Source organism: Micromonospora endolithica (assembly GCF_003626595.1).
In the GTDB taxonomy this organism is placed as follows: domain Bacteria; phylum Actinomycetota; class Actinomycetes; order Mycobacteriales; family Micromonosporaceae; genus Micromonospora; species Micromonospora endolithica.
In genome coordinates this window covers 53,577-67,235 of sequence record NZ_RBAK01000006.1, presented here as the reverse complement: position 1 = coordinate 67,235, position 13,659 = coordinate 53,577, and the positions used below count along the sequence as shown (strand labels likewise).

Sequence of the window (13,659 nt, the reverse complement as noted above, 5' to 3'; positions counted from 1 at the left end):
GGCGTCTGGTGGCCGGGTCGTGCCGGCAAGGTCATCCAAGAACCGGTGCCTGGCCACCTGCCGCGGTGTCCTGGTCCAACTCGCGTAGCGGCACGCGGCCGCGGCCCGCCGCGCCCCCGCCCGCGGACCCGTCGGCGCGACACCCATAGCGCCACGACCAGCGGTAGCGACACGGTCAGGTTCCCGCTCATCCGTGCCAGGAGCGCCAGAGGGCGGCGTAGGCGCCATCGGCGTTGACGAGGTCGTCGTGGCTGCCGAGTTCGGTGAGCCGGCCGTCTTCGAGCACTGCCACCCGATCGGCGTCGTGTGCGGTGTTGAGACGGTGCGCGATCGCGATGACGGTACGCCCGCTGACGACGGCGGCGAGCGCCCGCTCGGTGCGTCGGGCGGTTGTCGGGTCGAGGGCGGCGGTCGCCTCGTCGAGGATCAACGTGTGTGGGTCGGCGAGCACGAGCCTTGCCAGCGCGAGCTGTTGGGCATCGGCGGCACTGAGCTCGCGGGCGCCGTCGCCGAGTTGCGTGTCGAGGCCGTCGGGCAGGTCGGTGTACCAGTCGGCGCCCACCGCTGCCAGCGCGGAGCGCATCTGGTCGTCGGACGCGCCAGACGCGGCGAAGGCAAGGTTGTCGCGCAGCGAGCCGATGAAGACGTGGTGCTCCTGGGTGACGAGGGCGATCCGACGGCGCCGCTCGGCCGGGGGCAGGTCTGTCACGGGGCGACCACCGAGGCTCACCACACCCTCGCGCGGCGCGTCGATGCCGGCGAGCAGCCGGGCGAGGGTGGATTTCCCGGCGCCCGACGGGCCGACGATGGCGAGCCGTTCGCCAGGGTGCACCTCGAGTTCGATCCCGTGCAGCACATCGGGGCCGTCGGCGTAGGAGAATCGTGCGCCGCGCACCACGAGCCGCTCCTCCGCGGTGGACACCGTGCCGCGCGGTTCCGGTATCCCGTGTGCGGCCGAGGCGACCGTGTCGGGGCGGGAGCCGTTGTCAGGTTCTTGGCCGACACCGAGTACGCGGGCGAATGAGGCGAGGCCGCGTTGTGCCTGCTCCGTCCACTGCAGGAGCCGGTCCAGGGGATCGATTGCCTGCTGGAGGTAGAGCGCGGCGGCGACCACCTCACCGAGCGTCACCATGCCTCTGGGCATGACGAACCCGCCGATGAGCAGCACCGCGGCGATGGGCAGTGCGTAGCTCGCCTCCACCACGGGGAAGAAGACGGAGCGCAGCGCCAGGGTCGCCCGGCGGGTGGCCCATACCTGACCGATGCGCTGCGTGCCGTGGGCGATGCGATCGGCGCCGAGGCGGAGCGCTTCGACCGTACGGGCGCCCTCCGCGGTCGTGGTCAGCGCCTCGGTCAGCTCGGCGGTCGCGGCTCCCTCGGCAAGGTATGCCGGCCTGGCGCGACGCAGGTACCAGCGGGTGACCGCGAAGATGGACGGTAGTCCGGTCAAGGCGACCAGGCCGAGCAGCGGGTGCAGCAGGAAGATCGCGCCGTAGAGAAGCGACAGTTGGGTCGTGGCGATGACGATGACCGGCACCACGTCGCGGACGGTGGTCCCGACGGTCGTCACGTCGACCGAGCTGCGGGTGGCGAGTTCACCGGTGCCGGCGCGCTCGACGAGCGAGACCGGCAGGTCGAGCGTCCGCGAGACGAAGTCCTCGCGCAGTCGGGCGACGGCACGCTCGCCGAATCGGTGGCCGGCGTACTGGGCGTACCTGGAGAGCAGCCCCTGGGCCAGCACGCAGACGCCGATCGCGAGCGCCAGGCGGTCCACCGCGGCCGCACCCCCGCCGGCGGCGACCTCGTCCACGATCCTGCCCAACAACCATGGCGCGGCGAGCCCGGCGATCGCCGCGGCGCCGTGCAGCACCAGCACGATGGCGACCGCGCGACGGTCCCGGGCGAGGAGGTCCCGCGCGGCTCGGCGGACCACGGCCCGGTCCGCGACGGGGAGCCGGGTCACCGCGGCACCCCGTCGAGGCCGACGGATTCCTGGGTGTCCCCCGAGTCACTGCGCCGGGACACCAGCGCCCGGTAGCTCGGGTCCTGTTCGAGCAATTCGAGATGGGTGCCGGTCCCGACGATCCGGCCGTCGCGCAGGTGCGCGACCTCGTCGGCGCACCCGAGCAGCAGTGGCGACGTGGCCAGCACGATGGTGGTCCGCCCGGCCCGCGCCGCCCGGAGCCGCTGCGCGACACGCGCCTCGGTATGCGCGTCCACGGCCGACGTCGGGTCGACGAGGATCAGTACCTCCGGTTCGGCGAGCAGGGCCCGGGCGAGCCGGATGCGTTGGCGCTGACCGCCGGAGAGGGTACGAGCCCGGGCGCCGATCGGCGTGGCGAGCCCGTCCGGTAGGGCGTCGACGACATCCTCGGCCGACGCGGTGGCGACGGCCGCGCTGATGTCGGCGTCGTCCTTGCCCGCCCGGGTACGCAGAATTTCCTTCAGCGTCCCGGCGAACAGGTAGGAGTCGTGGTCGGCGACCAGGATCCGAGCGCGTACCTCGTCGAGCGTGACCCCGGCCAGCGGCACGCCGCCCCAGGTCACGTCGCTGGCGAGGAACCGCCCCAGGCGGTCGGCCAGCGCGATGGCCTCGGCCGGGTCATCGGCGGCGACGGCGAGCAGCCGCCCGGCCGGTACCGTCAGCCCGGTGGCGGGGTCGTGCAGGTCGGCGGGGTGGTCCGGCGCGCGCTGGACTCCCGCCCCGCCGACTCCCGGAGGGGGTGCGGCGTCGTCCGGGGTCAGGGTGAGCAGGTCGACGATCCGGCGGGCGGCCACCCGGCCCCGGATCAACTGGTAGCCGCCCTCGAGCAGGAACCAGACCGGCACGATGAGGACCGCCACGTATCCGTAGACGGCGACCATCTGCCCGATCGTGATGTCGCCGGCCGCGGCCATCCGCGCCGCCAGCCACACCACGGCGGCCAGGAAGAGCCCGGGGACGACGACCGTCAAGGCCTCGATCCAGCTGTTCACGGCGCCGACGCGGTATCCCTCCGTCAGCAGGCGCTGCGAGCGGGCCGCGTACCGGCGGCCGAACAGGCCGCGCCCACCGACGCCGGCGAGCACGCGCAGCCCGGCCACGATGTCTCCGGCGCGGGTGGTGAGGAGGCCCTGCTGGTGCCGGTAGACCGACTCGACCCGTTCGAGGCGGCGCAGCAGCGGTCCCACGACCACCACCGTCGCGGGTACGCCGAGCAGCACGAACAGCGCCAGGAGCGGGGAGACCGACCACAGCACGACGGCGACGAACGCGTACGCGAGGACCGCGCCCACACCTGGCCCGGTCATCGTCAGCACCGCCGAGGTGTGCGTGACATCGGCGCCGCCGACGGTGGCGACCTCCCCGGCGGCGAGCTTGCGCGGCAGCACGGCGCCGATCCGGGACAGGTGACGCAGCAGGACGGCCGCGGAGCGGGCCGACGCATCCTCCCGGACGAAGGTCATCGTGCGGTGCCGCATGATGCCCAGGTAGGCCAGGCCCACCCCCGCGACGAGGATCGCGGTCACCCACCACACCAGCGCCGGGTAGTCGGATGCGCGCAGCCCATCGTCGATGGCCCGGGCGACGAGGTACGGCCGGGCCGACAGCCCGAGCATCCAGGCCGTACCGATCAGGCTGCCGCGCAGCACCCGCCACGGCTGGCAGCGGACCAGCCACCAGATGTACCACAACGGACCCCTCGTATCCGGCACGCCGGGCTCGGGATGAGGGAGCTGCGGAGGCACCGGCCCAGGTTACCGATCACGCTCGCGACGTATCCACGCATTACCGCGCCGGTCGAGTCCACGCGCGCCACGTGGAGTCGCTGGCGAAAGGCCGCGCACGTGCAGCGGCCGATCCGGATGTGCGGCAACTCAGGACGAAGAGCATCGGTTGATGCTGCGGGGCATGTGTCCGAGGACGAGACGATCCAGAGCCTGCGGCATGCGGCATGCGGCATGCGGCATGCGGCATGCGGCATGCGGCATGCGGCCGAAGGTCGCCAACCCGACCATGACAGTGTAGATCTCTCCCCGTTCATCGAGACCGAGGTTGGCCCATCCGCAGGTCCCGCCTGCCAGCTCGCCGATCGGGGCGATGCTGCGGCCGATGTCCTGGCTCCAACCGATGAACCTGTCACCTTCAGCCTCGCCGGTTCCGTCGTCGCGCTACGGGACTCCTTGCGGCAAGCCGACGCCTTGGGCCTGCCCCGAGCGCAGACGCTGGACATCCTCGAACTAGGCCCACTCGGTGGGCTTGTCGCCCGAAAGCGATCCTGGCTCGCCGGCCCACCGCCCGCTGCCACAGCTGAGTTCACGATCGGCGCGCTGGTCAAGGACATGGCATTGCTGGCCGCCGCATCGAACACCCCCCTGCGCAGTGCGGCCGGCCTGATGGCGGCCACCCCTGCCGGCCAGCAAGGCGACATCGCCGTCGCCGCCGCCATCCCTGCCGTCGACGACGCCGTGCTCGAACCGCTACGGGCCTACATCCGCGGACACGCCACCGGAAACCCGCACACTTCCGCGACGCATTCCTACCCACCGCCCACATCGAGGGCATCCGAGACGGTGCCTTCACCTCCTGGCGCCTAGACGACTACTGCGCTCTCTTCCACGGCCATCCAGCCCCGGACGAACCGATCCGCTCTCGCCGCATCGACTCCATCGACGTCCACGGCACCGTCGCAACCGCCACCATGACGCTCCGGCACGGCGTGGACACCTTCACCGACATCTTTCTGCTCGTCCACGTCGACGACAGGTGGCGCATTGCCAACAAGGCCTACCACCGACACTCCCCCGTTGATGGCGTACCAACCGCACTCCCGGCGGAGCGGAGGAGCATCCTGGCCGGGATCAGTGACGGAGACGAGGCTGGCCACGCTGCGGCTGATGTGCCCGGGGTCCGGGACCGGGTGAGGATCGCGACACGCCGTGGGGAATGAGAGCGTACGGGCCGCCGCCGGCGGCCGCGCTCAGGGCGGTCCGAAGCCGTCCCGGGGTGTCGCGGTGACGCCTGGCGTGTCGTTGAAGATGATGTGCACGTCGGGGCTCGCCCGGTTCAACGCCCAGAGGCCGATGGCGTTGGCCGCGGCGAAGACGATGGCGACCAGGATCGCGAGTCGCAGACGACGCCGCCTCTCCCGGCGCCGCCAACCGGCCAGCGCCTTCGAATACGCCGGCGGCGATTCGCTGACGGTGGCCGCCAGCGCGTCGAAGACGTCCCGGAGCTGATCCGCCGTCGTATCCGGTCGTCGCTCTGTCATGCGCGATCATCCATGCTTCGGCTCAGCGCGGCCATGCCGCGTGCGACGTGCGACTTCACCGCGCCGGCCGAGATGCCCATGGCCGCCGCGATCTCCGCCTCCCGCAGATCCAGCCAGTAGCGCAGCACCAGCGCCTCCCGCTGCCGCGAAGGCAGGGCCTTGAGCGCCAGGACGACCGCCCGCTGGTCGTCGCGCAGCAACACTTCGGTCTCGGCCGACTCGGCCATCTCGACGCTCTGCTCGGCGTGCCGGCGGACCACCTGGATCCGCCGTACCCGCATGCGCACCAGGTTGCAGATCGTCGACCGGAGGTAGCCGAGCGCCGCGTCGGGGCTGCGAAGCCGATTCCACTTGCGGTACAGCTCGTAGAACGCCTCGGAGACGATGTCCTCCGCGTCGCTCTCGCCGCCGAGCAGGACGGCCAGCCGCAACAGGGTCGTCCGATGCGCGTCGAAGACCCGCGCCAACTCCGTCTCACGCTCCAGGTCCGTGAGGGCCGGCGCGGCTGCGTCGTGCGCGCCCTCGGTCGTACCGCTCACCGGCACCGCGCCGGGCGGCGACGGCATCGCCGGTGCGGCCGCTGGGTTCGCAGCGGACGTGCCCATGGCCGTGCCGGGCGGCGATCCTCGACGCATGCTCAGCGCACCACCTTCGGGGGTCGGGGCATCCGGCGCTCGGTGGCCGCGGTGGCGTCCATGCCGCGGGCGACTCCCGCCCGATCGAGGATCGGGGTCAGCACCATGGCCACGGTGAGATTGAGGGCCAGCGCGGCGAGGGCGACGTACACCAGCGCCTGCCTGCCGCCCACGTCCAGTGCCACGACGGCGGAGAACCCACCGGACGCCACCAGGGCGGTGCCGGCCGCCATGCCCACCGCCCAACCGGTGAGGAGCGCGCCGCGGTGCAGCCAGGTGCTGAACACTCCCAGCGCGACGCTGGGGAAGGTCTGCAGGATCCACACCCCGCCGAGCAGTTGCAGATTGATCGCGTCCTGATCTGGCAGCCCGAACACGAACGCGATCGCGCCGAACTTCGCCACCAGCGACACCACTTGTGCCGCCTTCGTCTGGTGTTTGGGGGTGGCGGTCGGGTTGAAGTACTCCACGTAGACGTTGCGGACGAACAACGCCGCGGCCGCCACCGACATCACCGCGGCGGGGACCAACGCGCCGACCGCCAGGGCACCGAACACCAGGCCGGTGAGGACCGGATGAAGCAGGTCGCGCACCATCACCGGTACGGCAGCCTCGGCGTTGCCCGGCGGCGCCACCACCCCCTGCGCGATCGCGGCGACGCCCAGCAGGGCGAACAGACCCAGCACGACGGTCCAGGCCGGGATCGCGATGGTCGCCCGACGCAGGCTGTCCGGGCCCGCTGCGGCGAAGGAGGCGGTGAGGACGTGGGGGTACATCAGCAGCGCCATCGCCGATCCCAGCGCCAGACTGGCGTACGCGGTGTGCATTGCCGGGTCGAGCACCAGTGCGGCCGTGGACGGCCCATCCGTCGAGAGGGTGCGCGTCGCCGTGTCGAACATGGCCGCCGGCCCGCCCAGATCGCCCAGCGCGACGGCGACCACGGCGAGGACGACGGCGAACACGAGGATGCCTTTCGCGAGGGAGATGACGGTCGGCGCGCGGAGACCGCTGCGGTATGTCGCACCGGCGAGCACCGCGAACACCGACGTCAACATGAGGTCGCCGGCGAGGCCTGCGGGATAGACGCCGCCGGCGCTGAGCAGCGCCCGGATGCCCAGGAGTTGCAGGGCGATGTACGGCATCGTGGCCAGGATGCCGGTCAGCGCGACCGCGAGCGCCAACAGCGGCGAGTCGTACCGGCCGCGCACGTAGTCCGCGACGGTGAGGTAGCCGTGGTCGCGGGCCACCCGCCAGAGCCGGGGCAGCACGACGAAAGCCAGCGGAGCCATCATCACCGTGTAGGCCAGGGCGAAGAACCCGAGGGCGCCGGCACCGTAGACCAGGCCCGGCACGGCGGCGAAGGTGTACGCGGTGTAGATCGAGCCACCGAGTAGGAACCAGGTCAGCACGGGGCCGAACTGGCGCCCGGCCAACGCCCAGTCTTCGAGGCTGGGCAGGTCGGTGCCGACCCGGAACCGGCGCGCGGCGACGGCCAGCAGCGACGTGCCGAGCACGACGGCGGCGAATACCGCCACACTGACCGGTTGCACGAGTCACCTCTCAATCGAGATGAGGTTGCGCACGGTCCATGTTCGGTTGACAAGCGATCGAATGTTTCTTCGCGGTAAACCCTCGCCCGGGTCGGCGCAACTCTAACCACGTCACTCGCGCCGCGAGCGAACAGCGGATGTGGAGGCGAACAATGGCGGGATCGGAAAAGGCCCGGCGAATAGCCGCCGGGGTGCTGCTGGCCACTCCCGTGCTGGCGCTGCTGTGGCCGCCGCTGTACGCCCGCGACGGCCCCAACCTGCTCGGCCTGCCGTACTTCTACTGGTACCAGTTCGCCTGGGCGGTGCTCTCCGTGGCCGTGATGGCGGTGAGTCACCGCCTCCTGCGTCGCCACCCGCACGACCGGTTCGACGACGAGCGGTAGACCCTTCCCACCATCAGGAGCAGCAATGAACGAAGTGGCATCTACGCGCGCCGGCACCAGGGCCAGATCCGTGGTGATCTGGACGCTGGTCGCCGTGGTCGGCGCCGCCGCCTGGGGCGTGCTCGCCGTCGCGCGTGGCGAAAGCATCTCGGCCGTCTGGCTCGTCGTGGCGGCACTCTGCTCGTACGCCATCGCCTACCGGTTCTACGCACGCTTCATCGCCCGGCGGGTGCTGCGGGTCGACGACCGTCGCGCGACGCCGGCGGAGCGACTGGACAACGGCATCGACTACCACCCCACCGACCGTCGGGTCCTGCTCGGGCACCACTTCGCCGCGATCGCCGGCGCCGGTCCGCTCGTCGGGCCGGTCCTGGCGGCGCAGATGGGATACCTGCCGGGCACGATGTGGATCATCATCGGCGTGATCTTCGCCGGCGCCGTCCAGGACATGGTGACGCTGTTCTTCTCGATGCGTCGCGACGGCCGCAGCCTGGGGCAGATGGCGCGGGACGAGATCGGCCCGATCGGCGGCGTGGCCGCACTCGTGGCGGTCTTCTCCATCATGATCATTCTGCTGGGGGTGCTCGCCCTTGTCGTGGTGAACGCCCTGGCGGAGTCGCCGTGGGGCACCTTCTCGATCGCGATGACCATCCCGATCGCGCTCTTCATGGGCGTATACCTGCGCATCCTTCGGCCGGGCAAGGTGATCGAGACATCGGTCATCGGCGTTGTCCTGCTGTTGGCCGCGATTCTCGGCGGCGGCTGGATCCAGGAGTCGAGCCTCGCCCCGGCGTTCACGCTCAGCCCGGAAGCGCTGGTGATCTGCCTCGTCGTGTACGGGTTCTTCGCCTCCGTGCTGCCGGTGTGGATGCTGCTCGCGCCGCGCGACTACCTGTCGACGTTCATGAAGATCGGCACGATCGCGCTGCTCGCGGTCGGGGTCCTGGTGACCCTTCCGGTGCTGAGGACCGACGCGATCACCGACTTCGCCCGGAGCGGCACCGGTCCGGTCTTCGCCGGCCAACTGTTCCCGTTCGTGTTCATCACCATCGCCTGTGGCGCGCTGTCCGGCTTCCACTCTCTGATCGCCTCGGGCACCACGCCCAAGATGATCCAGAAGGAGTCGCAGGTCCGGCTGATCGGGTACGGCGCCATGTTGATGGAGTCGTTCGTGGCGGTGATGGCGCTGATCGCGGCGTCCATTCTCGATCCCGGCCTGTACTACGCGATGAACGCCCCGGCGGGTGTGGTGGGCTCGACCTTCCAGTCGGCCGCCACCGCGGTAACGAACCTCGGGTTCACGATCACCCCGGCCGACCTACAGGCCGCCTCGGCCGCGGTCGGTGAACCGACCCTCGTGGCGCGCACCGGCGGCGCCCCCACCCTTGCCGTCGGCATCTCGGAGATCTTCTCCGGCGTGATCGGCGGCGACTCGTTCAAGGCGTTCTGGTACCACTTCGCGATCATGTTCGAGGCCCTGTTCATCCTCACCACGGTCGACGCGGGCACCCGGGTCGGACGGTTCATGCTCCAGGACACCCTGGGCAACATCTGGAAGCCGATCGGCCGGGTCAGCTGGCTGCCCGGCGTCTGGGCCACCAGCGCGATCGTGGTCGGCGCCTGGGGCTACTTCCTGTATGCCGGCGTCATCGACCCGCTCGGTGGCATCAACCAGCTCTTCCCGCTCTTCGGCATCGCCAACCAGTTGCTCGCCGCCGTGGCGCTCACCGTCGCCACGGTGATCCTGGTCAAGAGCGGCCGGCTCAAGTGGGCCTGGGTGACCGGGATTCCACTGGCCTGGGACGTGGCGGTGACCCTGACGGCGAGCTGGCAGAAGGTCTTCTCCGACGACCCGCGACTGGGCTTCTTCGCACAACGCGAGCGGTACGACAGTGCGCTGGAACGCGGCGAGGTGCTGGCACCGGCGAAGTCCCTGGACCAGATGCAGACCGTCGTCACCAACTCGACAGTGGCCGGCGTCCTCGCCGCCTTCTTCGCGGTGCTGATCATCGTGGTGGTCCTCGACGGGGCACGTATGTGCGTACGGGCGATCCGCGACGGCCGGCCGTTGCCGACCACCGAGGTTCCGGCGGTGAGGTCACGGCTCGTCGCGCCCTCCGGCCTCTTCCCCACCGCCGAGGAGAGACGTGAACTCGTCGGGGCGTCGGTCGGCGACGCGGCCCCCGACCGGAGGGAGTAGCCGGTGGGGTTCCTCTCCTGGCTGCGCTGGTACCTGAGGGAGATCTCCGGCGAGAACGCCTACGCGACCTATCTGGCACACCACCGTCAGTCACACCCGACCGGTCCGGCGCTCACCCGCCGGCAGTTCGAGGAACGCCGTAACGCACCGTCCGTCCGCTGCTGCTGAGACCGCGTGGGCACCGGGTTGCTCGCCTCGGTGCCCAGGCAGCGGAAAAAGACCGACGGGAACGATCGACAAGCCATCCTCCATTCATGTGCGGGAGAATATAGCAGCAGTTCAGGGCATCGATGGCAGGCGAATAGCGCGCGCCCTCCGCGCGCTATTCGTCGTGCCGCCGATCCGCTTTCGCCGGCTGGAGGAAATTGTGTCGACAATCGATGCGACTTTCTTGACACCCGCCGCGAACACGACCGTTAATAAACGCATGTTGAATAGAAGGAACTTCCTGGAAGCGCTGGTGGCGGCGGGGCTGGTGAGCCAGCTGGGCTGGCGTTCGGCCGACACCGACGAGATCGCCCCGTCCCGGGCGGGTGCGGCGGCGAAACGCGGTCCCCGCATCCTGCTGCGGTCCTCGTGGCAGACGGTCAACATCGGCGACGTCGCCCACACACCAGGGGTCCTGGCCCTGATCGAGGAGCACATCCCTGACGCCGAGGTGCAGCTGTGGCCGAGCAGCATCGCCGACGGGGTGGAGGAGATGCTGCGGGCGCGGTTCCCGAACCTCACGGTGATCGACCGGACCGCCGCCGGGATCAGGGCGGCGTTCGCGTACAACGATTTCCTCCTGCACGGATCCGGGCCCTACCTGGTGGCGGCCGACGACGTCGCGCGCTGGCGCGCGGAGACCGGAAAGCCCTACGGCGTCTACGGGATCACTCTCGGCGACCCGGACCAGAAGACGCTGGACATCCTCAACGACGCGAAGTTCGTCTTCTTCCGCGACACGGTGTCGATGAACAACGCCCTGGACAAGGGCCTGAACCAACCGGTGCCCACCGTACGATTCGGCCCCGACGGCGCGTTCGCCACCGATCTCGCCGACACTCCCGCAGCCGACGCCTTCCTGCGGGCCAACGGTTTGGAGACGGGCACGTTCCTCTGCTGCATCCCGCGCTACCGGGTCACCCCGTACTGGGAGATCTACAACCGGGAGCCGACGGAGAGCGAGAAGGCGAGCGACGCCTACAACCAGCGGATGAAGGAGCAGGATCACGCGCCCCTGCGGGCCGCCATCACCGCCGTGGTGCGGCAGACGGACATGAAGATCCTCATCTGCCCGGAGGATCGTAGCCAGGTGCGGCTGGGCAAGGAGATCCTGCTGGACAAACTCCCGGCGGACGTCAAGCCTCAGGTGGTCTGGCGGGACAGCTTCTGGTCCCTCGACGAGGCGCGTAGCACCTACCTGCGCTCCGCCGGGCTTTTCGGCCACGAGATGCACTCACCGATCATGTGTGTCGGCAGCGAAATCCCGGCGGTCGTGTGTCGCTGGAGACAGCAGACGACCAAGGGCTTCATGTGGCGCGACATCGGGCTGGGCGACTGGCTCTTCGACATGGACGACGAGGGGTCCCGCGCCGGCATCGCCCCCGCCGTGCTCGCCATAGCCAAAAACCCGGCCGCGGCGAAGGCGAAGACGCAGGCGGCGCTCGCCTACGTACGACAGCGGCAGCGGGCGACGATGGCGAAGGTGGCCAAGGAGGCCCGGCTCGGCATTCCGGCCTGACGCAGGCCGGCACCGGTCGACCGACGATTCCCGACGATGCGGCATGGCACCACGGCCGGGAATGTCAGTCGATCGGTTCGGCGAGGTGGGGTCGGTCCGGTCGGCCGGACACGTGCCGGTAGGAGCGGCGAGAGCACCGTCGGCGACCGCCCTCCGCGCAGCCGTGAAGCTGGCATGGAGGCGGTTGACCGGGCCGATGCCCATCACGCACCGGGCCGCCCATGAGCGTTCACCGGGTTGGTGACCCGCCGGGCGGCGTCCCCCGGGACGTGCGGTTTCGCCTATGTTCAGCGCCTAAAGGGGTGGGTTGGTGGGGACGATGGCCGGGCGGAAGCTGGTGCGGGCCGCCGTGAGTACCGCCCCTCCCGGCCCGCCCGGACGTAGCCACTCTGCCAGGTCACGCGCCTCGACCAGCAGCCGACCGCCAGCGACCTCGGAGATCTGCCATGTCGACAGGTCGACCCCGCTGCGCTGATGCCCCGTCGAGAGAAGTTGCATGCCGTGCGCGTCCGGTACGAACCGGCGCCAGACATCACCGTTGTCGCGAAGCACATGTACGGACGAAGTCGGAATTGTCGGCAGGGCCGGCAGCGCACGAGCGCGAGCATCCCACTCGTAAGTCCACAACGGCACCATTGCCACGAATCCGAGCCGCGTGTCCGAGCAGTTCGCCAGCAACGCGTCACGGGCTCGCGCGGCCTTCTCGGCAGGCCGGCCGAACGGGTCATGTTCCTGGAACATCACATGACCATTCGCGTTGAGCTGCACACGGCTCACCCGCCCGCCCGGCGGACCCGCGAACGTCACCGCGACCGCACCGTTGACCCGCAGCGCCCGGGCCAGCCGGTCGGCGAGCCCATCGACCGGCACCGACTGGTGTACGCCGCCGGTGGACAGCAGCGTCGCCGCGCCGTCGAACGCCGCCCACCGCACGGCCGCCGCGAACCACCCCGTATCGCCGGCGTCCAATGCGCCCTCGCACGAAACGAACACCGTCATGCGCGGCGAAGCCAACTCCGTCACCCAGTCCGGCCGGCGGTCCAGCGGCGTCGCGCGCACCAGCCCGGACAACTCGCGTACGGCGAGCGTGCCGGCGAAGGCGTCCACCCAGGCCGCCAGGGTCTCCTCGCTCAGCAACCTCCGCAGCAGCACAGAGACACCCGCTACGCTCACCATCGGATCGCCGCCGATCATGTCGGGCACCGCACCGTTGGCGACATCGACCGCATCGCCCGCCGCCGCGACAACCATCAACTTATCCGCGTCGTGGGGCGCGTCCGCGACGAACTCGACATGCACCTCGTCGTGGCCGTTGGCCTCGACCTGACGAAGGATGTCGTCGAAGTCGACGCGTACGCGAGTGGGCCCGGTCATCGTCTGCTCCTCTGTCAAAGCGCTACCGGAGGAGTCCGGCGGGTTTCGGTCCTGATGCGGTGGCCGGCCGCGTGCACGCCCCGGCGACCAAGGGCAGCGGCCAGAACGACCGTCACGGTGGCGGGGGCGGTGAAGGCCCGGCACCGAGTCTTCGGCGACAGCGCACGGACGACATGACCGACCGCCACTCCTCGTTGTCGAGATCGGTGCACTCCGATGCGGGAGCCTACCGTTATCGAGGGTGCCTTCCGCAGACGCCGCTGCTGCGGACTCGGAACGGACCGAGGGCGTCGCCGGGACCCTCGACGCGCTTCGCCCGGGTCGCCGGCAGCATGGCTGACCGGGGAAGAAGGCTGGTGGAGAGGAAGGGAGTCAGACCCCCGACGGTGTGACCCGTTACGGGCTAGCGACCCGCTGCCTTGCCATCTCGGCCACCTCTTCATGGCGCCCCTTACCGGTTTCGAACCGGCGACCTCCGGCTTGACCGGCCGGCGCTCCCCCTGAGCGGGCGAACGATTCGACGTTGGGTACGGACGGTG

General features: G+C 70.4%; 12 protein-coding genes and 2 tRNA genes. 6 read left to right on the top strand and 8 right to left on the bottom strand.

Features of this window, described 5'->3' with window-relative positions; translation table 11 throughout:
• Positions 1 to 187: 187 nt before the first annotated feature.
• Together D7223_RS16715 and D7223_RS16710 are read right to left on the bottom strand one after the other, a co-directional pair.
• Positions 188 to 1,963: an ABC transporter ATP-binding protein gene (locus tag D7223_RS16715; RefSeq protein WP_120729336.1), complete on the bottom strand. Its 1,776-nt coding sequence runs from the start codon at positions 1,961 to 1,963 to the stop codon at positions 188 to 190.
• On the bottom strand, positions 1,960 to 3,633 hold the full coding sequence (locus D7223_RS16710) for an ABC transporter ATP-binding protein (protein WP_202864673.1): 1,674 nt from the start codon (positions 3,631 to 3,633) through the stop codon (positions 1,960 to 1,962). The genes D7223_RS16715 and D7223_RS16710 overlap by 4 nt, the downstream gene beginning before the upstream one ends.
• A 261-nt stretch (positions 3,634 to 3,894) precedes the next feature.
• Between D7223_RS16710 and D7223_RS34300 the strand changes: the two genes are divergently transcribed.
• Complete coding sequence (locus tag D7223_RS34300; RefSeq protein ID WP_420330317.1) at positions 3,895 to 4,578, top strand: hypothetical protein; 684 nt, start codon at positions 3,895 to 3,897, stop codon at positions 4,576 to 4,578.
• Complete coding sequence (locus D7223_RS34295; RefSeq protein ID WP_420330322.1) at positions 4,536 to 4,931, top strand: nuclear transport factor 2 family protein; 396 nt, start codon at positions 4,536 to 4,538, stop codon at positions 4,929 to 4,931. Before D7223_RS34300 ends, D7223_RS34295 begins: the two co-directional genes overlap by 43 nt.
• Positions 4,932 to 4,961: 30 nt before the next feature.
• On the opposite strand, the gene D7223_RS16695 is transcribed toward D7223_RS34295, so the two are convergent.
• The 3 genes from D7223_RS16695 to D7223_RS16685 are packed head-to-tail and all read right to left on the bottom strand — an operon-like array spanning position 4,962 to position 7,437.
• The gene (locus D7223_RS16695; protein ID WP_120729333.1) at positions 4,962 to 5,252 is read right to left on the bottom strand and encodes a hypothetical protein; all 291 of its coding nucleotides are present in this window, start codon (positions 5,250 to 5,252) and stop codon (positions 4,962 to 4,964) included.
• Positions 5,249 to 5,887, bottom strand: coding sequence for a sigma-70 family RNA polymerase sigma factor (locus D7223_RS16690; RefSeq protein WP_202864662.1), 639 nt, complete (start codon positions 5,885 to 5,887; stop codon positions 5,249 to 5,251). The genes D7223_RS16695 and D7223_RS16690 overlap by 4 nt, the downstream gene beginning before the upstream one ends.
• A 2-nt stretch (positions 5,888 to 5,889) precedes the next feature.
• The gene (locus D7223_RS16685) at positions 5,890 to 7,437 is read right to left on the bottom strand and encodes a sodium:solute symporter family protein (RefSeq protein ID WP_120729332.1); all 1,548 of its coding nucleotides are present in this window, start codon (positions 7,435 to 7,437) and stop codon (positions 5,890 to 5,892) included.
• A gap of 152 nt (positions 7,438 to 7,589) precedes the next feature.
• Here D7223_RS16685 and D7223_RS16680 point away from each other — a divergent pair, with 152 nt between their 5' ends.
• The 4 genes from D7223_RS16680 to D7223_RS16665 all read left to right on the top strand — a co-directional run bounded on the left by D7223_RS16680 (position 7,590) and on the right by D7223_RS16665 (position 11,746).
• Positions 7,590 to 7,820: a DUF3311 domain-containing protein gene (locus tag D7223_RS16680; protein WP_202864661.1), complete on the top strand. Its 231-nt coding sequence runs from the start codon at positions 7,590 to 7,592 to the stop codon at positions 7,818 to 7,820.
• 70 nt (positions 7,821 to 7,890) lie between these two features.
• Positions 7,891 to 10,020 carry a carbon starvation CstA family protein gene (locus D7223_RS16675; protein ID WP_272948707.1) on the top strand — a complete coding sequence of 710 codons (2,130 nt, stop codon included), beginning with the start codon at positions 7,891 to 7,893 and terminating at the stop codon, positions 10,018 to 10,020.
• Positions 10,021 to 10,023: 3 nt separating this feature from the next.
• Complete coding sequence (locus tag D7223_RS16670) at positions 10,024 to 10,188, top strand: CstA-like transporter-associated (seleno)protein (RefSeq protein WP_202864660.1); 165 nt, start codon at positions 10,024 to 10,026, stop codon at positions 10,186 to 10,188.
• Positions 10,189 to 10,411: 223 nt separating this feature from the next.
• A complete protein-coding gene (locus D7223_RS16665; RefSeq protein WP_202864659.1) occupies positions 10,412 to 11,746 on the top strand; it encodes a polysaccharide pyruvyl transferase family protein in 1,335 nt (444 codons plus the stop codon).
• A 294-nt stretch (positions 11,747 to 12,040) separates the two neighbouring features.
• On the opposite strand, the gene D7223_RS16660 is transcribed toward D7223_RS16665, so the two are convergent.
• The 3 genes from D7223_RS16660 to D7223_RS16650 all read right to left on the bottom strand — a co-directional run bounded on the left by D7223_RS16660 (position 12,041) and on the right by D7223_RS16650 (position 13,630).
• On the bottom strand, positions 12,041 to 13,120 hold the full coding sequence (locus D7223_RS16660) for a hypothetical protein (protein WP_238162066.1): 1,080 nt from the start codon (positions 13,118 to 13,120) through the stop codon (positions 12,041 to 12,043).
• A gap of 354 nt (positions 13,121 to 13,474) precedes the next feature.
• A tRNA-Ser gene (locus D7223_RS16655) sits at positions 13,475 to 13,561 on the bottom strand.
• Between the two features lies 1 nt (position 13,562).
• Positions 13,563 to 13,630: transfer RNA gene (locus D7223_RS16650), tRNA-Asp, on the bottom strand.
• Between the last annotated feature and the right edge of the window lie 29 nt (positions 13,631 to 13,659).